The sequence below is a fragment of the Pseudomonas sp. AK-TSAG1-1 genome, assembly GCF_056821665.1.
Genome location: NZ_CM165965.1, coordinates 4,443,324 through 4,470,294, shown reverse-complemented (window position 1 = coordinate 4,470,294; position 26,971 = coordinate 4,443,324). Strand labels below are relative to the sequence as shown.

Sequence of the window (26,971 nt, the reverse complement as noted above, 5' to 3'; positions counted from 1 at the left end):
TGACAGAAAATTCAAAGTTTTTTTAATGTATTTAGTCCGCAGGTTTATTTCCTTTTCCCGCCCCGCAAGTGCAGAACTCTGGCTTTTCAAACGAATCCAACGCGCCACGGTTTGCCCCCACCATTCAGCAATCTGATGGAGCGTGGGTGGTCGCGGATCCTTCGCTACACTCCGCGCATCTCCTACGGAACAACAAGGCTGTCTGCTATGCAAAATCGCATGATGATCACTGGTGCGGGTTCAGGTTTAGGTCGCGAAATCGCGCTGCGCTGGGCGCGTGAAGGCTGGCAACTGGCCTTGTCCGACGTCAGCGAGCCTGGCCTGCAGGAGACCCTGAAGCGGGTGCGCGAGGCTGGTGGCGACGGTTTCACCCAACGCTGCGATGTGCGCGATTACAGCCAGCTCACCGCGTTTGCCCAGGCCTGCGAAGTGAAACTGGGCGGCATCGATGTCATCGTCAATAACGCAGGCGTGGCGTCCGGCGGGTTCTTCAGCGAACTGTCGCTGGAGGATTGGGACTGGCAGATCGCAATCAACCTGATGGGCGTGGTCAAGGGCTGCAAGGCGTTCCTGCCACTGCTGGAGCAGAGCAAAGGCAAAATCATCAACATCGCCTCGATGGCCGCATTGATGCAAGGCCCGGCGATGAGCAACTACAACGTGGCCAAGGCCGGTGTGGTGGCGTTGTCGGAAAGCCTGCTGGTGGAACTGGCGCAGCAGGAAGTCGGGGTGCACGTGGTTTGCCCCTCGTTCTTCCAGACCAACTTGCTCGATTCGTTCCGTGGCCCGACCCCGGCAATGAAAGCGCAGGTCGGCAAGTTGCTGGAAAGTTCGCCGATCAGCGCCGCCGACATTGCCGATTACATCTATCAGCAAGTGGCCGCTGGCGAGTTCATGATCCTGCCGCACGAACAAGGGCGCATGGCCTGGGCGATCAAGCAGAAGAACCCGCAACTGATCTACAACGAAATGACCAGCATGGCCGATAAAATGCGCGCCAAGGCCAAATCCAGCAATGGTTGAACTTGCCCGCCGGGTGTTGCGTCGTTAGGGTGGCCGCAATGGTCACCCTGTCGAGACGCATCAATGCTCAATTACTTGTGGTTCTTTCTCGCGGCGCTGTTTGAAATCGCCGGTTGTTTCGCTTTTTTCATGTGGTTGCGCCAAGGTAAAAGTGCCTTGTGGGTCATTCCGGCGTTGCTCAGTCTGACGCTGTTTGCGCTGTTGTTGACCCGTGTCGAAGCGGCTTACGCCGGTCGCGCCTATGCCGCCTATGGCGGGATCTACATCGTGGCATCGATCGGTTGGCTGGCAGTGGTCGAGCGCGTGCGCCCGCTGGGGTCGGACTGGATCGGCGTGGCACTGTGCGTGATCGGGGCCAGCGTGATTCTATTCGGGCCGCGCTTTTCCGCTGCTTGAGACGAGACTGTTTAGCGATTTGCAGGAAATGTCTGACGGGCGCAGCGCTTGAGGCTGTAGGGCAAGACTGATTTGCTCGCCACGCATTGTCGAGCGGGCGCTCACCGCGCATCTTCAGGGCTGGCTAACCCTGAAGGACGAACTCCATGCTTGTACTCAGCCGTGTTGTAGGCGAGTTGATTTCCATCGGTGACGACATTTCCGTGCGCGTTCTGTCGGTCAACGGCTCCAGTGTGCGCTTTGGTGTCGAGGCGCCGCCGAAGGTCAATGTGCACCGTTCTGAAGTGTACGAGCGGATCCAGCGCAAACAGGCCAGCGAAAAGGCGGGCTGAAATGTTCAGTCGAAAAGATGCTTGGGCACATCGTGTTTGAGCATCAATTGGCATTGCTCGCTTTCCGGATCGAACACGATCAGCGCCTGGCCTTTGGTCAGCGCCTGGCGCACGCGTAGCACACGGGTTTCAAGCGGTGTGTCATCACCGTTGTCGGTGCCGTCACGGGTGACGAAATCCTCGATCAGGCGGGTGAGGGTGTCGACTTCAAGAGCGTCGTAGGGAATCAGCATGGGCACCTCGGTTCAATCAATGTCGGGATGCTACGGCGATTACGTTTTACCTGCCAGTTTTTGCGGCATGCCAATTCGCGAACAGGCTCGCTCCCACATTCGGGATGTGTTCCCCCTGTGGGAGCGAGCCTGCTCGCGAAGGCGATTGTTCAGCCAACAAGGAATCAACTGTCGGAACGCTGCCCCACCAGACTGTCCACCGACGGCACCCGGGTATCGCTCTCCATCTGCGTCTCATGCTCGATCTGATGACTGAAGCGATCGAGCGACGCATTGGCCGGCGCTGCATCGCTGGCGAACACCGGCGGGCTCAGGATGTACGCCCCGAGCAGGCGGCTGAGTGCCGCGAGGCTGTCGATGTGCGTGCGCTCGTAACCGTGGGTGGCATCGCAGCCGAACGCCAGCAGCGCGGTGCGGATGTCATGCCCGGCGGTGACAGCCGAATGCGCGTCGCTGAAGTAGTAGCGAAACAGGTCACGGCGCACCGGCAGTTCGTGTTCACTGGCCAGGCGCAGCAAATGCCGTGACAGGTGATAGTCGTATGGCCCGCCGGAGTCCTGCATTGCCACACTGACCGCGTGTTCACTGGAATGCTGGCCCGGGGCGACCGGCGCAATGTCGATGCCGACGAATTCGCTGACGTCCCACGGCAAGGCTGCCGCTGCGCCGCTGCCGGTTTCTTCGGTGATGGTGAACAGCGGGTGACAGTCGATCATCAACTCCTGGCCGCTGTCGACGATGGCTTTGAGCGAGGCGAGCAACGCCGCGACGCCGGCCTTGTCATCCAGATGGCGAGCGCTGATGTGGCCGCTGTCGGTGAACTCAGGCAATGGGTCGAAGGCCACCACGTCGCCGACGCTGATGCCTAACGAGTCGCAATCGGCCCTGGTTGCGCAATAGGCATCCAGACGCAGTTCGACGTGGTCCCAACTGATCGGCATCTCGTCCACGGCGGTATTGAACGCGTGCCCGGACGCCATCAGCGGCAGCACGCTGCCGCGAATCACGCCGTTGTCGGTGAACAGGCTGACCCGGCTGCCCTCGGCAAACCGGCTCGACCAGCAGCCGACCGGGGCCAGGCTCAGGCGTCCGTTGTCCTTCACTGCACGCACGGCGGCGCCGATGGTGTCCAGGTGCGCGGAAACGGCGCGGTCGGGGCTGTTTTTCTTGCCCTTCAGGGTGGCGCGGATCGTGCCGCGACGGGTCATTTCGAACGGGATGCCGAGTTCCTCCAGACGCTCGGCGACATAACGCACGATGGTGTCGGTGAACCCGGTAGGGCTGGGAATGGCGAGCATTTCCAGCAGGACTTTTTGCAGGTAGTTCAGATCCGGTTCAGGGATTTGTGTGGTCATGGAAACTCCTGATGAGTTGAGGCGCATCGATGGTTTCGATGAGGGGTGATTCAGGGTGTCTGTTGCGGCCCCTTCGCGAGCAAGCCCGCTCCCACATTTGGAATGCGTTCACCCTGTGGGAGCGGGCTTGCTCGCGAAGGCGTCAGTCCAGACGCCTCGGAATCAAGAAACAGCCGGCTGACTGTGCGGAAACAACAAATCGACAAACCGCTCTGCTGTGGGCTGCGGTTCGTGGTTGGCCAGGCCCGCGCGTTCGTTGGCTTCGATAAACACGTACTCCGGCTGATCCGCCGCCGGCACCATCAAATCGAGACCCACCATTGGGATGTCCAGCGCCCGCGCGGCCCGAACAGCGGCATCGACCAGGGTCGGATGCAGGATCGCCGTGACATCCTCCAGCGTGCCGCCGGTGTGCAGGTTGGCGGTGCGACGCACGAACAGGTGCTCGCCGGCCGGCAGAATGCTGCTGTAGTCATACCCGGCTGCGTGCAGGGTGCGCTGGGTTTCGTGATCCAGCGGGATCTTGCTTTCGCCACCAGTGGCGGCTTGCCGGCGTCGGCTCTGGGCCTCGATAAGCGCGCCAATCGAATGGTGCCCGTCGCCGACGACTTCAGCGGGACGGCGAATCGCCGCCGCCACCACTTCAAAACCGATCACCAGAATCCGCAGGTCCAGCCCTTCGTGGAAGCTTTCAAGCAGCACACGGCTGTCAAAACGTTTGGCGGACTCGATGGCTTGCTGCACCTCTTCGATGCTCTGCAAATCCACCGCCACACCTTGACCCTGTTCACCGTCGAGCGGCTTTACCACTACCCGCTGATGTTCGTCGAGAAACGCCAGGTTGTCGTCGGCATTGCCCGCCAGCTGCTGCGAGGGCAGGTTCAGGCCGGCGGCTTTCAGCACTTTGTGGGTCAGGCTTTTGTCCTGGCACAGGCTCATGCTGATCGCGCTGGTCAGGTCGCTCAGGGATTCGCGGCAACGCACCCGGCGGCCGCCATGGCTGAGGGTGAACAGCCCTGCATCGGCGTCATCCACTTGCACATCGATGCCGCGCCGGTGCGCTTCTTCGACGATGATCCGCGCATAAGGGTTGAAGTTGGCTTCCGGCCCTGGCCCGAGGAACAGCGTCTGATTGATGCCATTCTTGCGCTTGATGGCGAACGTCGAGAGATTGCGAAAACCGAGCTTGGCATAGAGGTTCTTCGCCTGACGGTTGTCGTGCAGCACCGACAGGTCCAGATAGCTCAGGCCGCGACTCATGAAGTGCTCGATCAAGTGTCGCACCAGCACTTCGCCGACACCTGGGCGCGAACACTGTGGATCGACCGCCAGGCACCACAGGCTGCTGCCGTGTTCCGGGTCGTTGAAGGCTTTCTGGTGGTTGAGGCCCATGACGCTGCCGATCACCGCGCCGCTGTCTTCATCTTCGGCCAGCCAGTACACCGGGCCGCCCTGATGATGCGGGGTCAGGCGCGTGGCATCGATCGGCAGCATGCCGCGCGCCTGATACAGCAGATTGATTGCCTGCCAGTCCGCTTCGCTCTGTGCCCGACGAATGCGGAAGCCGCGAAACACTCGGGTGGCTTGGCGGTAATCGCTGAACCACAGGCGCAGGGTGTCGGAAGGGTCGAGAAACAGCTGCGTCGGTTCCAGGCCCAGAATCTGTTGCGGCGCGGCGACGTACAGGGCGATGTCACGTTCGCCGGGCTGCTCGTTGAGCAGTTCCTGCGCCAGCGTTGCCGGGTCAGGAAAGGTGTGACCGATCAGCAGCCGGCCCCAACCGCAATGCACGGCGATAGGGTCGGCGCCGAGTTCGCTGCCGTCTTCGGCCAGACGCGCCTGCAAGCGTTCATACGACGGTGTCTGACCGCGCAGCAGGCGTTGGCTGATAGCCGTGGCGTGAGGTTTCATCAATCAGATTCCTTGTTCACTGAGCCACAGGTTCAGGGCCGCCAGTTGCCACAGTTTCGAGCCGCGCAACGGCGTCAGTTGGCCTTGCGGATCAGTCAGCAGTTTGTCGAGCATCGCCGGGTTGAACAGGCCGCGATCCTGACTCGGATCCAGCAGCAGTTCACGCACCCAGTTCAAGGTGTCGCCCTGCAAGTGCTTCAGGCCCGGTACCGGGAAATAGCCTTTCTTGCGGTCGATCACTTCGCTTGGGATCACCAGGCGTGCGGCTTCTTTCAGCACTTGTTTACCGCCGTCCGGTAGCTTGAACTGGCCGGGAATCCGCGCCGAGAGTTCCACCAGGCGATAGTCGAGAAACGGCGTGCGCGCTTCCAGGCCCCAGGCCATGGTCATGTTGTCGACACGTTTGACCGGGTCATCCACCAGCATCACCGTGCTGTCCAGACGCAGGGCTTTATCGACCGCTGCATCAGCGCCAGGCTGTGCGAAATGTTCCTTCACGAAGTCGCCGGCCGCGTCATTGGCCGTCAGCCATTTCGGTTGCACGGTGGCGGCGTAGTCGTCGTAGCTGCGGTCGAAGAACGCCGCGCGATAGGCTGCGTACGGATCGGCCGCACCGTCGACCTGCGGGTACCAGTGATAACCGGCGAACAGTTCGTCGGCACCCTGGCCGCTCTGCACCACTTTGCAGTGCTTGGCCACTTCGCGGGACAACAGATAGAAAGCGATGCAGTCGTGGCTGACCATCGGCTCGCTCATCGCGCGGAACGCGGCGGGCAATTGCTCGATGATCTCTTTTTCGTCGATGCGCAATTGGTGGTGCTGAGTGCCGTAGTGTTTGGCGATCAGGTCCGAATACTGGAACTCGTCACCGCGTTCGCCGCCAGCGTCCTGGAAACCGATGGAAAAGGTCGACAGATTTTCCACGCCGACTTCGCGCAGCAGGCCGACGAGCATGCTCGAATCGACACCGCCGGAAAGCAGCACGCCGACATCCACTGCCGCACGTTGACGGATCGCCACGGCTTCGCGGGTGCTGTCGAGCACGCGGTCACGCCAGTCTTCGAGGGTCAGATTCTTCTCGTCCTCGTGTGGGCCGTAGGGCAGGGTCCACCAGGTTTTCTGCTCGCTGCGGCCATCGGCCTCAACGCGCATCCAGGTCGCTGGCGGCAGCTTTTCGATGCCCGCGAGCAAGGTGCGTGGCGCAGGCACCACCGCGTGGAAATTCAGGTAGTGATTGAGCGCCACCGGGTCGAGGATCGGGTTGATGTCACCGCCCTTGAGCAGCGCCGGCAGGGCCGAGGCAAAGCGCAAACGCTGGCCGGTGCGCGACAGGTACAGCGGCTTTACACCGAGACGGTCGCGAGCGATGAACAGGCGCTGGGCGTCACGCTCCCAGATGGCAAAGGCAAACATGCCGTTGAGTTTCGGCAGCAGCGCTTCGCCCCAGGCGTGGTAGCCCTTGAGCAACACTTCGGTGTCGCCACCGGAATAGAAGGCATAACCGAGCGCTTCGAGTTCGGCGCGCAGTTCCGGGAAGTTGTAGATCGCACCGTTGAAGGCCAGCGACAAGCCCAGTTGGCTGTCAATCATCGGCTGCGCCGAGCCGTCCGACAGGTCCATGATTTTCAGGCGACGATGGCCCAGGGCAATCGGCCCTTGGGCATGGAAGCCCCACGCGTCGGGGCCGCGAGGGGCCAGGTGATGGGTAATTCGCTCAACCGCTGCAAGGTCTGCAGGTTGATGATCAAAACGTAACTCGCCAGCTAATCCGCACATAAGGTCCTTACCGGTTTTTCCGTTGGGGAGGGGCATTCAAGTCTGGCCAAAAATGGCCGCTACTCAGAAACTGACCCGGTGCAGTTGTGGGAGTTTTAGAACGATAAGTTATAAGGGGTGGCGACTGACCAGCGGCCAGTCGCACTTTTTCACTTGCCGCGAATCAACGTGCGCAGCGCGAAACGGTTGGGATGGCAGGCCTCGGCGACGCTCCTGGGCAGTGGCAGCGGCTCGTTATCCAGCCACGCGGCGAGCAGCTCACCGGACAGCGGCGCGGTGATCAACCCCCGTGAGCCGTGGCCACTGTTGACGTATAGACCGTCGAGCCACGGGCAGGCAATGTCCGGCACTTGTCGCGCATCCTTGCTCAACGCCGAGTAGGCCTGCGCAAACGCCTGGCGGTCGGCCAGCGGGCCGACGATCGGCAAATAGTCGGGGCTGGTGCAGCGGAAAGCGGCGCGGCCTTCGAGCATTTCTGCAGGTCGTTCAGTGATGTGCAGGCGTGCGACCAGATTGCCGGAAATCTCTTCGAGCATCGCCAGGTTACCCAGGTGTTCGGCGATGGTCGGCGTCAGGTCATCGCTGTTGAAGTCGAAACTGGCACCAAGGGTATGTTCGCCAAGACGTGCCGGTGCGACATAACCTTCGGCGCAGACCACGGTGTGCAGCGCCTGACTCTCGGCGGTTTGTGGCAGGCGCGTGATCTGCCCGCGAATGCGCTTGAGCGGCAGCTCGGCACTTTGCGCAAAACGTTTGATTTCCGCCGCGCCGGCCAATACCACCACCGGGGCGCTGGCGAGCAGGCGGTTGCCAGCGAGGGCTTGCCATTGGCCCTCGACCTTGCGCAGCTCCAGCGCGTCGTGATGCTTGAGCAATTGGATGTTCGGTTGCACGGCTTGTGCATGGCACAGCGCTGGTGGATGCACCCAGCCGCCCTCGGGGTAGTACAAGCCGCCGTGGGCCAGACCGATCCCGGCCTGAATTTCGGCTTGCGGCTGATCGAGCCAGTGCACCAGGTCTTCCGGGAACGCCGCGGCCAGTTGCGCCTGACGTTCGGCCTCTTTGGAATTGAACGCCAATTGCAGCACGCCGCAATCGTCCCAATCCGTACCGCGTTGCAGGGTTTCCAGCAGACGGCGGGTGTAGCCGAAGCCGCTGACAATCAGTTGCGACAACGCGGTGCCGTGGGCCGATAACTTCAGGTACAGCACGCCTTGCGGATTGCCCGACGCTTCTTGCGCCACGTCGGCATGCCGCTCCAGCAGGCTGACCTGCCAGCCCCGTGCCGCGAGACTGGCAGCGGTCGCGCAACCGGCCAGCCCGGCGCCGATCACCAGCGCTCGACGCTCACCGGTCAGCGGGGCAGGGCGGGCGAACCACGGTTTGTCCGGCGCGGGTGGCGCGACGTCCTGCGGCCAGCCGAGAAACTCGCCGCGCAGGATTTCCCACTTGTGACCAATGCCCGGTGTGCGCTTCATCTTGAAGCCGGCGGCATTGAGCAAACGCCGCACCCAACCGGTGCTGGTAAAGGTGCTGATGGTCGAACCGGGCGCGGCCAGTCGAGCCAGTTCGATGAACAGCTCGGCGGTCCACATCTCCGGGTTTTTCGCCGGGGCGAAACCGTCGAGAAACCACGCATCGATCTGCGCATCCAGCTGCGGCAGTTGCTCCAGCGCATCGCCGATCAGCAGCGTCAGCGTGACTCGGCCATTACCCAGAATGATCCGCTGGAAGCCCTGATGGATCGCCACGTAACGGGTCAGCAACTGATCGGCCAGCGGCTTGAGCTCAGGCCACAAGGCCAAGGCCCGTTGCAGGTCGGCCGGACTCAGCGGGTACTTTTCGACGCTGACAAAATGCAGTCGCGCACCGGCGACAGCGTATTGCTCGAACAACTGCCAGGCGCAAAGAAAATTCAGCCCGGTGCCGAAGCCGGTTTCGCCGATCACCAGTCGCCCGTGCGCTGGCAACGCGGCAAACCGCTCGGCCAGACGGTTCTGTTCGAGGAACACGTAGCGGGTTTCATCCAGCCCCGACTGGTCGGAAAAGTACACGTCATCGAACACTCGCGAACGCGGGCGTCCGTGGTCATCCCAGTCGAGTTGGGCGTGGGGCGATACAGGTTTCATGGCAGGCTCGGCAACGACAAGGCGGCCATTCTAGCCGATCGGGCGCAGGCTGCTTGATCCATGGCAAGGCCTGGTTGTGCAGTCTCGAAGACAATCGATGATTTGGGCGCTGAACATAGATCCCCGTGGAGAGGGGCTCCCTACACAACATAGGCGGGGAATTTCTCCTCCATCGCCGTGCCCAATCCGCTAGTCTTGCTGAATCCTGGAAGGAGCCGTCCCCATGTTTGAATCCGCTGAAATCGGTCACGCCATCGACAAAGAGACATACGACGCGGCTGTGCCTGCTTTGCGTGAGGCGCTGCTCGAAGCGCAGTTCGAGTTGCAGCAGCAGAAGCGTTTCCCGGTGATCATTTTGATCAACGGCATCGAAGGCGCTGGCAAGGGCGAGACCGTCAAGTTACTCAACGAGTGGATGGACCCGCGCCTGATCGAGGTGCGCACCTTCGACCAGCAGACCGACGAAGAGCTGGCGCGACCACCGGCCTGGCGTTACTGGCGGATGCTCCCGGCCAAGGGGCGGATGGGGATTTTCTTCGGCAACTGGTACAGCCAGATGCTCCAAGGGCGGGTTCACGGTTTGTTCAAGGATCCGCGTCTGGATCAGGCGATCAACGCCGCCGAGCGTCTGGAAAAGATGCTCTGCGATGAAGGCGCGCTGATCTTCAAGTTCTGGTTTCACCTGTCCAAGAAACAGATGAAGGCCCGCCTCAAGGCGCTGGCCGATGACCCGCTGCACAGCTGGCGCATCAGCCCGCTGGACTGGCAGCAATCTGAAACCTACGACAAGTTCGTCAAATACGGCGAGCGCGTGCTGCGCCGCACCAGCCGCGACTACGCGCCGTGGCACATCATCGAAGGCATGGACGCCAATTACCGCAGTCTGGCGGTCGGCAAGATCCTGCTCGAAGGTTTGCAGAATGCCTTGAAACGCCCGGATGTTCATACCGAGGAGGTCAACGCCGCACCGCTGGGCACTGCGGTCGATCAACTGAACCTGCTCGACAGTCTCGACCTCAATCAACGACTGGAAAAGAAAGACTACGAAGAACAATTGATCACCGAGCAGGCGCGGCTGTCCGGGCTGATGCGCGACAAACGCATGCGCCGCCACGCGTTGGTGGCGGTTTTCGAAGGCAACGATGCTGCGGGCAAGGGTGGGGCGATCCGCCGGGTGGCGGCAGCGCTCGATCCGCGTCAGTACAGCATCGTGCCGATTGCAGCGCCGACCGAGGAGGAGCGCGCGCAACCGTACTTGTGGCGTTTCTGGCGGCACCTGCCGGCGCGGGGCAAGTTCACCGTGTTCGATCGCTCATGGTATGGCCGGGTGCTGGTGGAGCGGGTCGAGGGTTTTTGCAGCCCGGCCGACTGGCTGCGCGCCTACAGCGAGATCAATGACTTCGAAGAGCAGATCGCCGACGCCGGGGTCATTGTCGTCAAGTTCTGGCTGGCGATCGACAAAGACACGCAGATGGAGCGCTTCCAGGCCCGGGAGCAGATTCCGTTCAAGCGCTTCAAGATCACCGAAGACGACTGGCGCAACCGCGACAAGTGGGATGCCTATCGCGCAGCCGTGGGCGACATGGTCGACCGCACCAGCACCGAGATTTCGCCGTGGACCCTGGTCGAGGCCAACGACAAGCGCTGGGCGCGGGTCAAGGTGTTGCGCACGATCAACCGCGCGCTTGAAGAGGCGTTCGAGAAGTCCGACAAGCGCGCGAAAAAGCACAAGGACTGACCGATGGACACGCATACGCGGGGTGAATGATTGTCGCGGTCGGCGGCGGGGTGGACTTATGCTCGGTGCACTCTCATCCGACAACAACAATTGAGGTATGCCATGCGTGAAGTGGTGATCGTCGACAGCGTGCGGACCGGCCTGGCCAAGTCCTTTCGCGGCAAGTTCAACCAGACCCGTCCCGACGACATGGCGGCCCATTGCGTCAATGCGCTGCTGTCGCGCAACGACATCGACCCGGCCAGCGTCGAGGACTGCATTGTCGGCGCCGGCTCCAACGAAGGCGCGCAGGGTTACAACATCGGCCGCAACGTGGCGGTGCTCTCGCGCCTGGGCACCAACGTGGCCGGCATGACCCTTAATCGCTTCTGCTCTTCGGGCCTGCAGGCGATCGCGATTGCCGCCAACCAGATCGCTTCCGGTTGCAGCGACATCATTGTTGCCGGCGGCGTCGAGTCGATCAGTCTGACCCTCAAAAGCGTCAACACCGATCACCTGATCAACCCGTTGCTCAAGCAGCAGGTGCCGGGCATCTATTACACGATGGGCCAGACTGCCGAAGTGGTTGCGCGCCGTTACGATGTCAGCCGCGAGGCCCAGGACCGTTATGCGCTGCAAAGTCAGCTGCGCACCGCCCAGGCGCAGGTCGCCGGGCTGTTCAATGATGAAATCGTGCCGATGGCGGTCAAGTACCGGGTCGAGGACAAAAACAGCGGTGAGGTGCAGATTCTCGACGGGATTGTCGATCACGACGACTGCAACCGGCCGGACACCACCTACGAAAGCCTCGCCGGCTTGAAGCCGGTGTTCGCCGAGGACGGTTCGGTGACCGCCGGCAATTCGTCGCAGCTGTCCGACGGCGCGTCGATGACCCTGGTGATGAGCCTGGAAAAAGCCCTGCAACTGGGACTCAAGCCCAAGGCGTTTTTCCGTGGTTTTACCGTGGCTGGCTGCGAGCCGGACGAGATGGGCATCGGCCCGGTGTTCTCGGTGCCGAAACTGCTCAAGGCCAAAGGCTTGCAGGTGGCGGATATTGATCTGTGGGAACTCAACGAGGCATTTGCTTCGCAGTGCCTGTATGCCCGGGACCGGTTGGAGATCGATAACGACAAGTACAACGTCAACGGCGGCTCGATTTCCATCGGCCACCCGTTCGGCATGACCGGGTCGCGGCAGGTCGGGCATCTGGTGCGCGAGTTGCAGCGGCGCCATCTGCGTTACGGCGTCGTGACCATGTGCGTGGGGGGCGGGATGGGGGCGACGGGGTTGTTTGAGGCGGTGCGCTGACCCTGCAGATTTGTATTGCCTGTCAGGACGCTTTCGCGAGCAGGCTCGCTCCCACAGGTGACCGCGTTCTCCTGTGGGAGCGAGCCTGCTCGCGAAGGGATCAAACCGGATTTACCGGTTGGAATCCAGAAGCTGCATCCGCGCGATATACGCCTTTATTTCCTGCTCGGCTGTCTCCTGGCTGTCGAACGGCCCTTCAAGGGTGTTCTCCCGTGTGCAGAAAAACAGTTCGCCATTGACCCGACACACCCGGTCGCTACGAAAGTGCGTGGCGGGGGCGCTGTCCTGGGCGCGCATTCCTAACATGATCGGGCTCCTTGGATGATCGGGTGAAAGGATCCAATGAGCTTATGCCTGAAGCACTTGGCACGCCCGGGCAGCCGATCAACGGCGATTCGTCAATTTAATGCTGCGACCTGCACAGTTTCATTCGCGGCCTGGCCCGAACTGTCCCTGTGTTGCGTCTGCGTGCGGGCCTAGAATGACCGCTCTTGTCAGCAGGCATTGGGGTTCGCATGCACATTTCATCCGGTCGCTGGGTTTACGGTCTGTTCCTGGCGCTGCTGACGGCGTTTCTGTGGGGCATCCTGCCGATCAAGCTCAAACAGGTGTTGCAGGTGATGGACCCGATCACCGTGACCTGGTTTCGCCTGCTGGTTTCCGGCGGTTGCCTGTTCATTTATCTGGCTTCGGTCAAGCGTCTGCCGAGCCGCAAGGTGCTCGGCCCTCGAGGCGGCTGGCTGGTGCTGATGGCGGTTCTCGGGCTGGTAGGCAACTACGTGCTGTACCTGATGGGGCTTAACCTGCTGAGCCCTGGCACCGCGCAACTGGTGGTGCAGATGGGGCCGATCATGTTGCTGATCGCCAGCCTGTTTGTGTTCAAGGAGCGTTTCAGTATCGGTCAGGGCATTGGTCTGGCGGTGTTGCTGATCGGCTTTGTGCTGTTCTTCAATCAGCGCCTGGCCGAATTGCTCACCTCTTTGTCGGACTACACCGCGGGTGTGTTACTGGTGCTGTTGGCCTCTACGGTCTGGACGTTTTACGCACTGGGCCAGAAGCAACTGCTCACGGTGTGGAACTCGTTGCAGGTGATGATGGTGATCTACCTGTTCTGCGCGCTGTTGTTGACGCCGTGGGTGCATCCGCTCAAAGCCCTGGAGTTGAGCCCGTTGCAGGGCTGGCTGCTGCTGGCGTGCTGCATGAACACGCTGATTGCCTACGGCGCATTTGCCGAGGCGCTGGCACATTGGGAGGCGTCGCGGGTCAGTGCGACGTTGGCGATCACGCCGTTGGTGACCTTCGGCGCAGTGGCGATTGCCGCCGGGGTGTGGCCGGATTATGTGCATGCCGAGCAGATCAATGGTCTGGGTTATGGCGGGGCAGTGCTGGTGGTGCTGGGGTCGGCGCTGGTGGCGTTGGGGCCGTCGTTGATTGCCGGGCTGAAGGCACGGCGGATGCGGATTGCAGCCGGTTAGACCGCGTCGCTCCCATTCGCGAGCAGGCTCGCTCCCACATTTGACCGCATTTCCAACATGAGAATGCGGTCCACTGTGGGAGCGAGCCTGCTCGCGAAGACGGACTTTCAGGCGCTACAAAATCAGCCCTTGGCACCAGCCTCGATCATATTCTCCGGCCGTACCCAGGCATCGAACTCTTCATCCGTCAGATACCCCAACGCCAACGCCGCTTCACGCAAGGTCAAGCCTTCGCTGTAAGCCTTCTTGGCAATCTCCGCCGACTTGTCATAACCGATGTGCGGGTTCAACGCCGTCACCAGCATCAGCCCGCGTTCCAGGTGTCTGGCCATGACTTCGGCGTCTGGCTCTAGACCGGCGATGCAGTGCTGCTGGAAGTTGCTGCAACCGTCGGCGAGCAGGCGGATCGATTGCAGCAGGTTGTGGATGATCACCGGTTTGTACACGTTCAGTTGCAGGTGGCCCTGACTCGCCGCGATGCCGATGGTGACATCGTTGCCCAACACCTGGCAGGCGAGCATCGACAGGGCTTCACACTGGGTCGGGTTGACCTTGCCCGGCATGATCGAGCTGCCCGGTTCATTGGCCGGCAGCTTGACTTCGGCAAAGCCTGCGCGCGGGCCAGAGCCGAGCAGGCGCAGGTCGTTGGCGATTTTCATCAGGGCCACGGCGAGGGTCTTCAAGGCGCCGGACAGGCTGGTCAGCGGTTCATGCCCGGCCAGCGCGGCAAACTTGTTCGGCGCGGTGACGAATGGCAGGCCGGACAGGGCGGCAAGCTCTGCGGCAATCGCTTCGCCGAAGCCGTGCGGCGAATTCAAACCCGTGCCGACAGCCGTCCCGCCCTGCGCCAGTTCACACACCGCCGGCAGCGCTGAGCGGATCGCCCGCTCGGCGTAATCCAGCTGCGCTATAAAACCCGATAATTCCTGACCGAAGGTGATCGGCGTTGCATCCATCATGTGCGTGCGGCCGGTCTTCACCAGTTTCATGTGGCGTGCCGCCAGTTCGGCCAGACCGCCGGACAGCTCGGCGATGGCCGGCAACAATTGCTCCTGCACGGCTTTGGCGGTGGCGATGCTCATGGCGGTGGGGAAGCAGTCGTTGGAGCTTTGCGAGCGGTTGACGTGATCGTTGGGGTGCACTGGCGTCTTGCCGCCGCGCGGGTTGCCGGCCAGTTCGTTGGCGCGGCCGGCGATCACTTCGTTGACGTTCATGTTGCTCTGGGTGCCGCTGCCGGTCTGCCAGACCACCAGCGGGAACTGGTCATCGTGCTGGCCGTCGAGCACTTCGTCGGCGGCCTGTTCGATCAGGCGGGCGATGTCGGCGGGCAGGTCGCCGTTGCGGTCGTTGACCCGTGCGGCGGCTTTCTTGATCAGGGCCAGGGCGTGCAGTACCGGCAGTGGCATGCGTTCCTGACCGATGGCGAAGTTGATCAGCGAGCGTTGCGTCTGAGCACCCCAGTAAGCGTCGTCCGGGACTTCGATCTGGCCCAGGCTGTCGGTTTCGATACGGCTCATCGTGCACACTCCTGTTGGTCTGTTTGCGCAGTTTAGGCCCGGTCAGGCCTTGGTGGTTCCCTTGAACCGATTGTTGACCGGTAAAACCCCGTCAATCAAGCACGGCAAGGGCCGGGGGGTTGAGCCACGAGGTTTTTTAGGCGCAGAATGGTCGCCCTTGGGGTTTTACCTCGCTAGCTAGAAAAGGAAACTCGATGACTCGTCTTCGTGCCATCTGTACCGCGGTTGCACTGGTTTGCGCCAGCGGCCAGGTGCTTGCCGATACCGCCAGCCACAACGCCAGTGCCGAAGCTTTCCTGACCCTGGCGCACGCTGACAAACTGGGCACTCCGGTGTACATGCAAGTGCAGCAGATGTTTGCTCAGCGCTTTGAACAGACCAAAGCCCCGGAATCCAAGAAAGCCGTACTGGAAACCTACCAGGCCAAGGCCAATGCCGCCCTGGACCAGGCCATCGGCTGGAACAAGCTCAAGCCTGACATGGTCAAGCTCTACACCAGCAACTTCAGCGAATCGGAGCTCAAGGACCTGGTCGCGTTCTACCAGTCGCCACTGGGCAAGAAAGTCCTGGAAAAAATGCCGCAGCTGACCCAGCAATCGGCCCAGATGACCCAGGCCAAACTGGAAAGCGCCGTCCCTGTCGTCAACAAGCTGCTCGACGACATGACCAACGAGCTGGCACCGAAAGGCGCTGCGCCGGCCAAGAAGAAGTAAGCGGAGTTCGTGATGACCATGCAACAACGCATCGAATCGACGCTGAACCTGCTTCAGCCTGAGCATCTGCAGGTGCTGGACGAAAGCCACATGCACAGTCGCGGGTTGCAGACCCACTTCAAGGCGGTGGTGGTCAGCGCGCAGTTCGAAGGCCTGAACCGGGTCAAGCGCCACCAGAAAGTCTACGGCACGCTCGGCGAGCTGATGGGCGAGTTCCATGCGTTGGCGCTGCACACGTACACCCCGCAGGAATGGGCAGAGGTGGGCGCCGCCCCGGCGTCGCCGACCTGTGCTGGCGGCAGCAAGCACTAAACCCGGGTTTTTTGCTAGAATCCGCAACGCGCCGCTCATCCGGCGCGTTTTTTTTTGAATCCGGTTCACCCTTTGCGAGGGTAGCCACCTGGAGAAATACCCATGACACAACCGATTGTCGTGGCGGCACTGTATAAGTTCGTCACCCTCGAAGATTACGTCAACCTGCGCGAGCCCCTGCTGCAAGCGATGGTCGACAATGGCATCAAAGGCACTCTGCTGATCGCCGAAGAAGGCATCAACGGCACGGTGTCCGGCAGCCGCGAAGGCATCGACGGCCTGCTCGCCTGGCTGAAGAGCGACCCGCGCATGATCGACATCGACCACAAAGAGTCGTACTGCGACGAACAGCCGTTCTACCGTACCAAAGTCAAACTGAAGAAAGAGATCGTCACCCTCGGCGTCGAAGGCGTGGACCCGAACAAAAAGGTTGGCACCTACGTCGAGCCGCAAGACTGGAACGCGCTGATCAGCGATCCGGAAGTACTGCTGATCGACACCCGCAACGACTACGAAGTGTCGATCGGCACCTTCGAAGGCGCCATCGATCCGAAAACCACCAGTTTTCGCGAATTCCCCGACTACATCAAAGAACACTTCAACCCGGCCGTGCACAAGAAGGTCGCGATGTTCTGCACCGGCGGCATTCGCTGCGAAAAGGCCTCCAGCTACATGCTCGGCGAAGGTTATGAAGAGGTTTATCACCTCAAGGGCGGCATCCTGAAGTACCTCGAAGAGGTGCCGCAGGAAGAAACCAAGTGGCAGGGCGACTGCTTCGTGTTCGACAACCGCGTGACTGTGCGTCACGACCTCAGCGAAGGCGACTACGATCAATGTCATGCCTGCCGCACACCGGTCAGCGTTGAAGATCGCGCCTCCGAGCATTACGTGGCCGGCATCAGCTGCCCGCATTGCTGGGACAAGCTGAGCGAGAAAACCCGGCGCAGCGCCATCGATCGGCAGAAACAGATCGAACTGGCCAAGGCGCGCAACATGCCGCACCCGATCGGCTACAACTATAAACAAGCATCCACCGAGGCCTGATCATGTCTGCGCGCCTGCTCTATGTGATGGATCCGATGTGTTCCTGGTGCTGGGGGTTCGCTCCGGTCGCCAAGGCATTGGTCGAACAGGCGCAGGCAGCCGGGGTGGAGTTGCATCTGGTGGTCGGCGGCTTGCGCACCGGTAGCGGTGCGGCGCTGGAACCGACCACCCGGCGCTACATCCTTGAGCACTGGCAAGCGGTTACCGAGGCCACCGGTCAGCCGTTCAAGTTTGACGGCGCGTTGCCCGACGGTTTTGTCTACGACACCGAGCCTGCCTGCCGGGCGATCGTCACCGCGCGCAGCCTGGCGCCGGATTGCGCGTGGACACTGGTCGGCCTGATCCAGCAGGCGTTTTACGCTGAAGGTCGCGATGTCACCCAGGCCGGCGTGCTGGTGGAACTGGCTGAAAAGGCTGGCGTGCCGCGTATCGAATTCGCTGCCTTGTTCGATCATGCCGATCAACACAAGGCGACGCAGGCCGATTTCAGTTGGGTGCAGGATCTGGGCATCGCCGGGTTCCCGACCCTGCTCGCCGAACGCAACGGCCAACTGGCGTTGCTGACCAACGGCTATCAACCGCTCAGTGAGCTGGCGCCATTGCTTGGCCGCTGGCTGGAGCGCGCAGCCTGTGCCTGACCGGGCCGATGACACGCCAGCCGTAAAGCGTGTCGACCGGCTGAGCTGGGCAGAAGTCCGGCGTCTGGCACTTCATCACAAAAAATCCCTGTGGATCGCCAACGGCGTGGCCGTCTTGGCGACGCTGTGCAGCGTGCCGATTCCGTTGCTGTTGCCATTGCTGGTGGACGAAGTCCTGCTCGGCCATGGCGATGCGGCACTGAACATCATGAACCACGTGTTGCCGTCGATGTGGCAGCAGGCGGCGGGCTATATCGGCCTGATGCTGGTGGTCACCCTGACTCTGCGTTGCAGTGCCCTGTGCTTTGGCGTGCTGCAGGCGCGACTGTTTGCGCGGTTGGCCAAGGACATCGTCTACCGCATTCGTGTGCGCCTGATCGAGCGCCTCAAACGTATCTCTCTCGGTGAGTACGAAAGCCTCGGCAGCGGCACGGTGACCACGCACCTGGTCACCGATCTGGACACCCTCGACAAGTTCGTCGGCGAAACCCTCAGCCGTTTTCTGGTGGCGATGCTGACGCTGGTCGGCACCGCCAGCATCCTGATGTGGATGCACTGGAAACTGGCGCTGCTGATCCTGCTGTTCAACCCGCTGGTGATCTACGCCACGGTGCAACTGGGCAAGCGGGTCAAACACCTGAAGAAACTGGAAAACGACAGCACCTCGCGCTTCACTCAGGCCCTGAGTGAAACCCTTGATGCGATCCAGGAAGTGCGCGCCGGCAACCGTCAGGGTTTCTTTCTCGGGCGACTCGGATTGCGCGCGCAGGAAGTGCGCAACTACGCGGTCAACTCGCAGTGGAAGACTGACGCTTCGAACCGCGCCAGCGGCCTGCTGTTCCAGTTCGGCATCGACATCTTTCGCGCCGCTGCCATGCTCACGGTGCTGTTTTCCGACCTGTCGATCGGGCAGATGCTCGCGGTGTTCAGTTACCTGTGGTTCATGATCGGCCCGGTGGAACAACTGCTCAATCTGCAATACGCCTACTACGCGGCGGGCGGCGCACTGTCACGGATCAACGAACTGCTGGCGCGGGCTGACGAGCCGCAGTATCCGGGCGGCGTCGATCCGTTCAAGGGCCGTGAAACCGTGGGTATCGAGGTGCAGGGGCTGAGCTTCGGTTACGGCGATGAACTGGTGGTGGATCAGATGAACCTGTCCATCGCCCCCGGTGAAAAAGTCGCGATTGTCGGTGCCAGTGGCGGTGGCAAAAGTACCCTGGTGCAGTTGCTGCTCGGGCTGTACACGCCGGTGGCCGGCACCATCCGTTTCGGCGGTTCGACTCAGCAGGAAATCGGCCTGGAGCTGATTCGCGAAAACGTCGCGGTGGTGCTGCAGCATCCGGCACTGTTCAACGACACGGTGCGCGCCAACCTGACCATGGGCCGCACCCGCAGCGACGAGGCTTGTTGGCAGGCGCTGGAAATCGCCCAGCTCGAGGCGACCATTCGGGCGCTGCCGGACGGCCTCGACAGCATTGTCGGACGCTCTGGCGTGCGCCTGTCGGGTGGTCAGCGTCAGCGCCTGGCAATCGCGCGGATGATCCTTGCCGAGCCGAAAGTGGTGATCCTCGACGAAGCCACCTCGGCCCTCGATGCCGCGACCGAGTACAACCTGCATCAGGCCATGGCGCGGTTCCTCAATGGTCGCACCACGCTGATCATTGCCCATCGCCTGTCAGCGGTGAAGCAGGCGGATCGGGTGCTGGTGTTCGACAGCGGCCAAGTGGCCGAGGACGGCGACCACCAGCAACTGATCGCTGATGGCGGCTTGTATGCCAAGCTGTATGGCCACCTGCAACGTCTGTAATCAACCCCAGAGCACTTGCAACGCCGCATCCCCACCGTCATGGGCGAACTGCTTCATCACCACTGAACAGGATTCGCACGGGCGCATGGTCGTCGCGATGTCGACGGCGCGGATTTCCTTCGGATCAGGGTATTTTTCGCGAATCATGCTGATCAGCTTGCTCTCACTGTCCAGTGAAGTGGGGCGGCTGGTCTGCGTTGGCTGATAGCTTTTCAACTCCTTGATGGTCAGCGGCACCGCCAGCAGTTGACCTTGTTCGGTCACCTCCAGCGAAGTGCGCGCAAAGGCCGGGTTGTAGTCGATATTGATGTAGGTGGTCTGACCGATCCGCACGTGATTGGCGCCCATGTGCCGAAACAGCGGCAGGCGCTGCGTGCTGCCTTGCGCGCCGGAGACGCTGACGTAGATTTCGCGCAGGCCGCTGGCGGTGGTGACTTCGGCGTAGGCTATGTTGCGCGGGTTGATCGGTCGCTCACGCAGGGGCAGCAGGTTCTGCAGTTTCTGCATGGCGCCGTCGATGCGCAGTGCCGCGTTGGCAGTGGTCGGGTGCACGGTGGGTGAGAGGAACAGGGTGTCGAAAATCTCCGCGGTTTTTTCTCGAAAGGCCTGCGGTGCTTCTTTGCTGCGTGCCCAGGTGACGGCACCTTCGGGCAGGCGTGTGACGATCATTCGGGTCGAGTGATCGAACATCAGCGCCTCGCCCGGACTGGTATCGACCTTCAGCCATTTCATGTTGTTCGCAGGGTTTGCCTGGGTGCCGATGGGGATCGCGATCTGTTCCATGGTGTGCATGGCGCGCTGCACAGCTTCGAGGCCATGAATGCGCGCGACATTGTTGGCATGCAGCGAACCGGTGTAGACGGTCAGCAGTTCCGCGCCCAGCGTGCCGTCGGCAAGCTCTGCAGGTGTCAGGCGTTTGAAGCTCAACTGGTTGCCGGGAATCTCGCCCTTGGCAATGCTGGCGAGGTAGTACTCATGGTGGTTCACCCGAAAGAACACGTGAGCGCAGGAGTCGTCGAGGGCCGGCACGAGTACCGCACCGACCTGATGCGAGTCGTTGATGCCATCGTAGGTGCCACCCGTCTTGATGCGGGCAAAAATCCCTTTGCGAAACTGCAGCGTGGCCTGAATCTGTTGTCGCGGCACCAGCCTGCCACGACTGAACCCCAGGCGATGCAGATCACCGGTGAACAGTGTCGGGCGGTTGTCGACGATGCGATAGAGCTTGGCGTCGACGGCCAGGAACGTACCGTTATGCCCGGGCAGGAGGGCGGGTTCCGAGACTCGCTCGCCGAACCATGGCGCATAGCCTTTTTCCTTGTCGATCGTGCCCAGAGGCGGAGTCGGTGCGGGCTCTGCGGTGATATAGCTGACGCGGCAGTCGCCTGCTGGCCCGGGTGCGCGGCGAATACGGCATGGCAACAGCTTCCAGTGCTGAGTTTCGTCGAGAAGATCGACGCGACGCAGTTCGTCGCCGTCGAATCGATAGGGCACGTCGTCGATCAGCACCGTGGTCCGTCCACTTGTTTCGGGCAGATGTTCTACACGGCTGTTCTGCGGCAGGTCGATGACGATTTGATCGTCGGTTTTCGTCACCCCGCGGTAGTGTGAGCGCCCGAGTGAAAAGTCATGCTCCTGCGCAATCAGTCGCGGCCCGTAAGGGCGGTTGGAGAGCGGGTCGAGCAGGTGATGCCGGAACCCGTTGACGGCAACGTTGCGCACCGGCACATCGTCAATGCCTCTGACCACGGCCAGGTGATCGGCCGGGCTCAGTGGTTTCCAGCTTCCGGCATCCAGCGTTTGCGGCAGGCTGTGCAGCAGATCGTATTCACCGCTTCTGCCGGCCAGTTTTTTCAGGCGCAATACCGCACGGTTTTCCAGGTGTGCAGCGGCTCGCACCGCGCCGATCACACCGCGGCCACCGAGCTTGAGCAAGGCCGGCACCGCGTCCAGCGGATTGAGATTTCTCAGGCTGGCAATGACCAGACTTGTCGACAGTTGCGCCATGCGTGGCAGGGTTGCACGAATCGCCATTTTTCCTGCCGCTGCGGCCAGGCGAATGCTGCCGGCGATGAACTTGCCCAGCGGAATCGCGAACGAAACAATGTCGAACAGCAGGCCGACGATGCCCAACAAGCGTGTGCCGGGTTTGTCTGATTGCAGGTCGTCGAGGCTGCCCCAGAACGGGATAAATGCCTTGAGCCGGAAGATCCAGTGTTGCTTGTTGTTTTCTCGCTCGAAGCGGGTTTCGCCCCAGGCTTCGCGGCGCAGCGCCTGTTCATCGACATAGAACAACCGGGTGGCGACGAAAGAGGCGATCTGCCCGGTTCTCGGCGAAGTGAAGTTCAGGTTCGGTGCGCTTGGGTGATGGGCCGACGGGAGCGTCGAAGGGGGAAATGCATCGCCCAGCGGTTCGAGGATCGCGACACATATGACCTGCTGCCTGGGTATTGAGCCGTTCCTGTGCGCATCGTAGTCGAACGGCAGCGGGCGGGCAGTGATGCGACGGATGCTCTGGCCCTTGGTCCTCCCGCGTTTTGGAGGCAGTGGCGGCAATACAATCCCGCCCACATGGCTGACTGTCAGGTCCGGGCGTTTGCGAATCATGCCGGCGCGCGGCAGGCATTCGTAGAAGCTCGATGTCCCCTGATAAGTCGCCTGTAACACAAACCCCATGCGTGCCCGGTGCCGCAGGATGTTTTCCGGTGTTTCCAGGTGAGCTTCGATGCGACGGGTCTGTTCCCTGAGGCTGAGGATTTTCACTTCACCATGTTCCAGCGCCTGACGATCAGCCGATGGCAGTGTCACCAGCTGACTTTTAATCAGGTACTCATAGGCACTTCTGGTCTTGGCCAGATAGGTATCGAACTGCTGCTCGAACACGTTCTTGATGTCAGGCAGGGTGCGACCGGTCGGGAATTGGGAGAGGCGTTGGCCCGGGTGCGAGCCTGCGCTGTCGACAAATCCGCTTTGCAGTTTGCCTTCTGCACTCAGGCTGATCCATTCGCTGGCACGCCTGCCATCCTCGCTGACGTACCAGCGGGTATCGACGGTCAGCGCGCCGCTGGCATATACCTCCAGCAACGGCCAGATGGGGAGCGCGACGTCCGGGGTGTCGAGAATGCTGCGTCGATGACGGTTGGCCGATTGATGATGGTGGCGCTTGAGGTGAATCTTCGTGTGGTCGTAAAGGTCATTGGCCAGCGCGCGTTGCAGCAATTGCCTGGCCAGTGGCAGGCGTTGCGGCGGCTCGACATCCAGTTGCAGGATCGCCTTGTTCAGTTGCGCCTCGTGATCCTCCAGCGCTTGCATGGCAGCCTGCGCGGTTGATGGCGTGTCCGAGGGCGTCAATGCCCCCGTCGCCAGCGCCCAGGTTTGCGCTGCTGGCGCACGAGTCGCGGCAATCAGGGCTTGCAGGTCGGCGTTGGCGTTTGCGCTTTTCGTCAGGGGCAGGTCGAGCAACTGTTGAAAGGTCAGGGCGTGCAGCAGCTCGGGGTCAAGGGCATGGGCGAGGTGGGTGCCGTGCACGAAATTCACCCAGACCGTCGAACAGGCATAGGGCAAGTCTTCAGGAATGTCGCGCACTTGAAACTCCAGTGGGAACCGCGCCAGGCATACCCACCCCAACAGGTGTTTCTCGATCGCTGTCGACGTGTGGGAAGAGTCCTCCAGATGCTTCAGAAAATCCCGGCGAAGGCTGGTGTAGCTCTTCCCGTAGTGAGCCCGTTGCTCAAGTGCAAAACCGGCCACCTGGGCCGAGCTGCCGTCGTTGGCCACTTCGTACCACAGGCACAAGGCTTCAAGCAGCAGGCGTGCGCCGATGTCAGGCAGCGTTTGCTCGTCAGGCTGTGCGCCATACCACTGCAGTGCTTGCAGAATACGCTGGCCCAGATCCTGCGCCTTGGGCGTATCGAGCAGGCGCTCCAGGCACGAGGCGGGCTGATCTTCCAGCTGCTTGCCGGTGAACGCCGGTATCACCTCAGCGGCCAGACTGTCGATGGGTGACAGGGTTTTGCCGGTGAGCCAATCGCCAATCAGGTCGCTAATCGCGGCTTTGTCGTCATCGCTCATCAATAGCGTCAGCCCCGGGTTCTGGCGCAGATTCAGTCGGTGGCTGGCGCGTTGTTCTTCTATTTCGTTAATCAGCCGGGCCAGTGTCGTGGCGTCCGGCTTGTCCGGTAATGTGAACCCGGACTCACGCAGCAGTTGTGACAGCGGCAACAGCCTGTCGGTACGCAGGTGTGCGCCTATACTCAGCAACGCTCGCTGAAACTCTTGAATGCTGGCGGAGGCCTTTTTGACATCCTCGATGGTGTGGCTGGCGGTGCTTTCGTCGCGACGGCTGAACGTAAAGTGGCACTGATCGCCCACGGCACTGACTTCTAACAGCAGCCCTTTGGCAGCTTGCAGATGCTCGTGCAGTTGCCGATTGCCGGCTTCTTCGAACAGCGCTTGCAGAAGTGTTTGCGCTCGCTCGTGCGCCGCGCCGAGGCGCGAATGCGCTTGGGGAGACAGGTAATGGGTGTCCAACGAGGTCGAGGCCGTGAGGACGGCGCGCAGTGCGGTGTTCAGCGAACGGTATTCTGCCTGTTGGGCGGTATGGCGTTGCAGTGCGGATATCGGTGATTGCATGGGGGGAGCGGCTCTGGAATGATCGGAAGCCGTCAGTGTCGAAGCATCGAGAACCCTGGGTGCGGTACATAGGTAACGCAGGTTGAAAATGTCCTGGCTTGCCGGAAGGGGGATCGCCCCCTAGGCTAGCTCTAGCGGTCTCCTCTTGATGATGGCAGTGCGTGCGCAAAGGACCTCATGAAGCAAAAAAGGACTCTCGGAACGCCACGGTTGTTAGGCATCGTCTGGCCATTTATTGCCGTCGTGTTATTTCAGGCGTTATTGGGGGGCGTGAGTCTTTACGTCCTGTCGGCCGTTCGCGGCTATGTGGCCGGTGAAAGTCTTTGGTCCAAGGGCCAGAAAGACGCCATCTATTATCTGAATCTCTACGCCGACAGCCGCGACGAGGCGATCTTCCTCAAGTACAAGGAAGCGATTGCCGTGCCACAGGGCGGGCATGAGTTGCGTCTGGCCCTTGATCGACAGCCACCAGATCTACAGGCAGCGCGGGACGGGATTCTGAAGGGCGGCAATCATCCCGATGACGTCTCCAGCCTGATCTGGCTGTATCTCAATTTCCGCCATTTCAGTTATCTGGAAACCGCGATCGACCGCTGGACGATTGGCGATGGCTATCTGGTTCAACTGGACAATGTCGCACGTGAGATGCATCAGCGCATCAGCGAAAACCTCGTAACGCCGGCTGATATCCAGCACTGGAAAGCGCGGATTTTCGCCATCAATGACGGTGTGACGCCGGCGGCCAAGGCGTTCAGCGATGCGTTGGGTGAAGGCTCGCGGATGATTCTGCGCCTGCTGCTGTTCACCAATCTGGCCACGGCGCTCGGGCTGATCGCGCTGGCCCTGTTGCGCACGCACAAGCTGCTCAAGCAGCGCCATGCCTTCGCCCAGGCACTGCAACTGGAGAAAGACAGGGCACACATCACCCTGCAATCGATCGGCGACGGCGTCATCACCACCGATGTCGATGGCGCCATCGATTACATGAACCCGGCCGCCGAGGCCATGACGCACTGGAAGGCCGAGCACGCGGCAGGTCTGCCGCTGGCGGCGTTGTTCAATCTGCTGGATGACAACGCCCAGGCTGAAGGGCTGACGCTGATCGAGCATATTCTCAGCGGCAAACTGGTCGGCGGCAGCGAGCACTCGAAGCTGATACAGCGTCTGGACGGCAGCACGGTCTCGGTGACACTGGTGGGCGCGCCGATCCGCAATGCCGAAAAGATCAGTGGCACGGTGCTGGTGCTGCATGACATGACCCAGGAGCGGCAGTACATCGCTAATCTGTCGTGGCAGGCGACCCACGATGCCCTGACCGGTCTGGCCAACCGCCGCGAATTCGAATACCGCCTGGAGCAGGCCCTGCACAACCTGACACGGCAGTCCGGGCGGCATGCGCTGATGTTCCTTGACCTGGACCAGTTCAAACTGGTCAATGACACCTGCGGTCACGCCGCCGGCGATGAGTTGTTGCGCCACATCTGCACGCTGTTGCAATCGGGCTTGCGTGAGGGCGACACCCTGGCGCGGCTGGGCGGGGACGAGTTCGGTATCTTGCTGGAGAACTGCGCACCGGAGGCTGCGGAGAAGATCGCCGAGAGCCTGCGCCAGACCGTGCAGAACTTGCACTTCGTGTGGAAGGGGCGACCATTCCTGACCACCGTGAGCATCGGCCTGGTGCACATCGCCCAGACACCGGCCACCCTCGAAGCTTCGCTGCGCGCCGCCGACATGGCGTGCTACATGGCCAAGGAAAAGGGCCGTAACCGGGTGCAGGTCTACCATGCCGATGATTCCGAGCTGTCCTTGCGCTTTGGCGAAATGGCCTGGGTGCAGCGTCTGCACATGGCGCTGGAAGAAAACCGCTTCTGCCTCTACGCCCAGGAAATCGCCCCGCTGAGCCCCGCGGCGGGAGGCGCAGGACACATCGAAATACTTCTGCGCCTGCATGATGAGGCCGGGCGGATGATCCTGCCGGACAGTTTCATTCCGGCAGCCGAACGTTATGGTCTGATGAGTCAACTCGACCGCTGGGTGGTCGAGAATGTTTTTAAAGTCATTGCCCAATGTATTGCCGAACAACATGAAGGGCCGTTGGCAATGTGTGCGATTAATCTTTCAGGCATTACTATCGGAGATGACGCGTTCTTGCACTTTCTGCGTGAACAGTTTGTTAGTTACGCCATACCACCTGAAATGATTTGTTTTGAAATTACTGAAACCAGTGCAATTTCCAATCTCGGTAGTGCCATTCGATTTATTAATGAACTCAAAGGCTTAGGCTGTTACTTCTCGCTCGATGATTTTTGCGCCGGAATGTCTTCATTCGCTTATCTGAAACATTTGCCTGTAGACTTCCTGAAGATCGACGGGAGTTTCGTAAAGGATATGCTGGACGACCCGATTAACCGCGCAATGGTCGAAGTGATCAATCACATCGGCCATGTCATGGGTAAGCAGACAATTGCCGAGTTTGTTGAAACAACCCAGATCGAGCAGGCATTGCTTGAAATCGGGGTGGATTACGCTCAGGGTTATGTCATCGAGCGCCCACAGTTGTTTACCTGCGACAGTTTGCAAAGTCGGCCCGCCAGGCCGCAGCCGTTGTTGTTCAAGGCGCCTGGCACGTTCCGTTGAAATCTCTTGCCGA

Annotated in this window: 20 protein-coding genes; 12 read left to right on the top strand and 8 right to left on the bottom strand. The window is 61.2% G+C overall.

All coding sequences use genetic code 11. The annotated features are described in order from the left end of the window. Window positions 1–207 precede the first annotated feature (207 nt). The 3 genes from AC1UK9_RS20065 to csrA all read left to right on the top strand — a co-directional run bounded on the left by AC1UK9_RS20065 (window position 208) and on the right by csrA (window position 1,751). The gene (locus tag AC1UK9_RS20065; protein ID WP_025113060.1) at window positions 208–1,023 is read left to right on the top strand and encodes an SDR family oxidoreductase; all 816 of its coding nucleotides are present in this window, start codon (window positions 208–210) and stop codon (window positions 1,021–1,023) included. A gap of 63 nt (window positions 1,024–1,086) precedes the next feature. Continuing rightward, complete coding sequence (locus AC1UK9_RS20060; RefSeq protein ID WP_003226957.1) at window positions 1,087–1,419, top strand: YnfA family protein; 333 nt, start codon at window positions 1,087–1,089, stop codon at window positions 1,417–1,419. 146 nt (window positions 1,420–1,565) lie between these two features. After that, window positions 1,566–1,751 (top strand): carbon storage regulator CsrA, encoded by a 186-nt coding sequence (gene csrA, locus AC1UK9_RS20055; RefSeq protein ID WP_025113061.1) that lies wholly within the window; start codon window positions 1,566–1,568, stop codon window positions 1,749–1,751. A gap of 5 nt (window positions 1,752–1,756) precedes the next feature. On the opposite strand, the gene AC1UK9_RS20050 is transcribed toward csrA, so the two are convergent. The 5 genes from AC1UK9_RS20050 to mnmC all read right to left on the bottom strand — a co-directional run bounded on the left by AC1UK9_RS20050 (window position 1,757) and on the right by mnmC (window position 9,155). After that, window positions 1,757–1,984, bottom strand: a complete 228-nt coding sequence (locus AC1UK9_RS20050) for a YheU family protein (RefSeq protein WP_003192759.1) — start codon at window positions 1,982–1,984, stop codon at window positions 1,757–1,759. A 164-nt stretch (window positions 1,985–2,148) separates the two neighbouring features. Further along, window positions 2,149–3,339, bottom strand: coding sequence for an osmoprotectant NAGGN system M42 family peptidase (locus tag AC1UK9_RS20045; RefSeq protein WP_025113062.1), 1,191 nt, complete (start codon window positions 3,337–3,339; stop codon window positions 2,149–2,151). Window positions 3,340–3,501: 162 nt separating this feature from the next. Then, the gene (gene ngg / locus AC1UK9_RS20040) at window positions 3,502–5,250 is read right to left on the bottom strand and encodes an N-acetylglutaminylglutamine synthetase (RefSeq protein ID WP_473013225.1); all 1,749 of its coding nucleotides are present in this window, start codon (window positions 5,248–5,250) and stop codon (window positions 3,502–3,504) included. Between the two features lie 3 nt (window positions 5,251–5,253). After that, the gene (locus tag AC1UK9_RS20035) at window positions 5,254–7,026 is read right to left on the bottom strand and encodes an N-acetylglutaminylglutamine amidotransferase (protein WP_482578353.1); all 1,773 of its coding nucleotides are present in this window, start codon (window positions 7,024–7,026) and stop codon (window positions 5,254–5,256) included. Window positions 7,027–7,175: 149 nt separating this feature from the next. Next, entirely contained in the window at window positions 7,176–9,155 is a 1,980-nt protein-coding gene (gene mnmC / locus AC1UK9_RS20030) for a bifunctional tRNA (5-methylaminomethyl-2-thiouridine)(34)-methyltransferase MnmC2/FAD-dependent 5-carboxymethylaminomethyl-2-thiouridine(34) oxidoreductase MnmC1 (RefSeq protein ID WP_482578352.1), read from the bottom strand. A 223-nt stretch (window positions 9,156–9,378) separates the two neighbouring features. Between mnmC and pap the strand changes: the two genes are divergently transcribed. Continuing rightward, window positions 9,379–10,893 (top strand): polyphosphate:AMP phosphotransferase, encoded by a 1,515-nt coding sequence (pap, locus tag AC1UK9_RS20025; RefSeq protein WP_025113066.1) that lies wholly within the window; start codon window positions 9,379–9,381, stop codon window positions 10,891–10,893. A gap of 102 nt (window positions 10,894–10,995) precedes the next feature. Continuing rightward, window positions 10,996–12,180, top strand: coding sequence for a thiolase family protein (locus AC1UK9_RS20020; protein WP_473013222.1), 1,185 nt, complete (start codon window positions 10,996–10,998; stop codon window positions 12,178–12,180). A 111-nt stretch (window positions 12,181–12,291) separates the two neighbouring features. Here AC1UK9_RS20020 and AC1UK9_RS20015 read toward each other — a convergent pair whose 3' ends face one another. Then, window positions 12,292–12,486 carry a DUF6316 family protein gene (locus AC1UK9_RS20015; protein ID WP_473013221.1) on the bottom strand — a complete coding sequence of 65 codons (195 nt, stop codon included), beginning with the start codon at window positions 12,484–12,486 and terminating at the stop codon, window positions 12,292–12,294. A gap of 209 nt (window positions 12,487–12,695) precedes the next feature. On the opposite strand from AC1UK9_RS20015, the gene AC1UK9_RS20010 reads away from it, so the two are divergent. Beyond that, on the top strand, window positions 12,696–13,655 hold the full coding sequence (locus tag AC1UK9_RS20010; protein ID WP_025113069.1) for a DMT family transporter: 960 nt from the start codon (window positions 12,696–12,698) through the stop codon (window positions 13,653–13,655). Window positions 13,656–13,777: 122 nt separating this feature from the next. On the opposite strand, the gene AC1UK9_RS20005 is transcribed toward AC1UK9_RS20010, so the two are convergent. Beyond that, complete coding sequence (locus AC1UK9_RS20005; RefSeq protein ID WP_482578351.1) at window positions 13,778–15,172, bottom strand: class II fumarate hydratase; 1,395 nt, start codon at window positions 15,170–15,172, stop codon at window positions 13,778–13,780. Window positions 15,173–15,366: 194 nt separating this feature from the next. On the opposite strand from AC1UK9_RS20005, the gene AC1UK9_RS20000 reads away from it, so the two are divergent. The 5 genes from AC1UK9_RS20000 (at window position 15,367) to AC1UK9_RS19980 (ending at window position 19,689) form a co-directional block, all read left to right on the top strand. Next, the gene (locus AC1UK9_RS20000; RefSeq protein ID WP_003226938.1) at window positions 15,367–15,885 is read left to right on the top strand and encodes a DUF2059 domain-containing protein; all 519 of its coding nucleotides are present in this window, start codon (window positions 15,367–15,369) and stop codon (window positions 15,883–15,885) included. Between the two features lie 12 nt (window positions 15,886–15,897). Beyond that, complete coding sequence (locus AC1UK9_RS19995) at window positions 15,898–16,197, top strand: BolA family protein (protein WP_482578350.1); 300 nt, start codon at window positions 15,898–15,900, stop codon at window positions 16,195–16,197. A gap of 102 nt (window positions 16,198–16,299) precedes the next feature. Then, window positions 16,300–17,241, top strand: coding sequence for an oxygen-dependent tRNA uridine(34) hydroxylase TrhO (gene trhO / locus AC1UK9_RS19990; protein WP_482578349.1), 942 nt, complete (start codon window positions 16,300–16,302; stop codon window positions 17,239–17,241). Between the two features lie 35 nt (window positions 17,242–17,276). Then, window positions 17,277–17,879, top strand: a complete 603-nt coding sequence (locus AC1UK9_RS19985) for a DsbA family protein (protein ID WP_482580505.1) — start codon at window positions 17,277–17,279, stop codon at window positions 17,877–17,879. Then, complete coding sequence (locus AC1UK9_RS19980; RefSeq protein WP_482578348.1) at window positions 17,872–19,689, top strand: ABC transporter ATP-binding protein; 1,818 nt, start codon at window positions 17,872–17,874, stop codon at window positions 19,687–19,689. The genes AC1UK9_RS19985 and AC1UK9_RS19980 overlap by 8 nt, the downstream gene beginning before the upstream one ends. Here the strand turns inward: AC1UK9_RS19980 and AC1UK9_RS19975 are convergent, their stop codons facing one another. Further along, the gene (locus tag AC1UK9_RS19975; protein WP_482578347.1) at window positions 19,690–24,321 is read right to left on the bottom strand and encodes a hypothetical protein; all 4,632 of its coding nucleotides are present in this window, start codon (window positions 24,319–24,321) and stop codon (window positions 19,690–19,692) included. 177 nt (window positions 24,322–24,498) lie between these two features. Here AC1UK9_RS19975 and AC1UK9_RS19970 point away from each other — a divergent pair, with 177 nt between their 5' ends. Further along, window positions 24,499–26,958 (top strand): EAL domain-containing protein, encoded by a 2,460-nt coding sequence (locus AC1UK9_RS19970; RefSeq protein ID WP_482578346.1) that lies wholly within the window; start codon window positions 24,499–24,501, stop codon window positions 26,956–26,958. Window positions 26,959–26,971 lie beyond the last annotated feature (13 nt).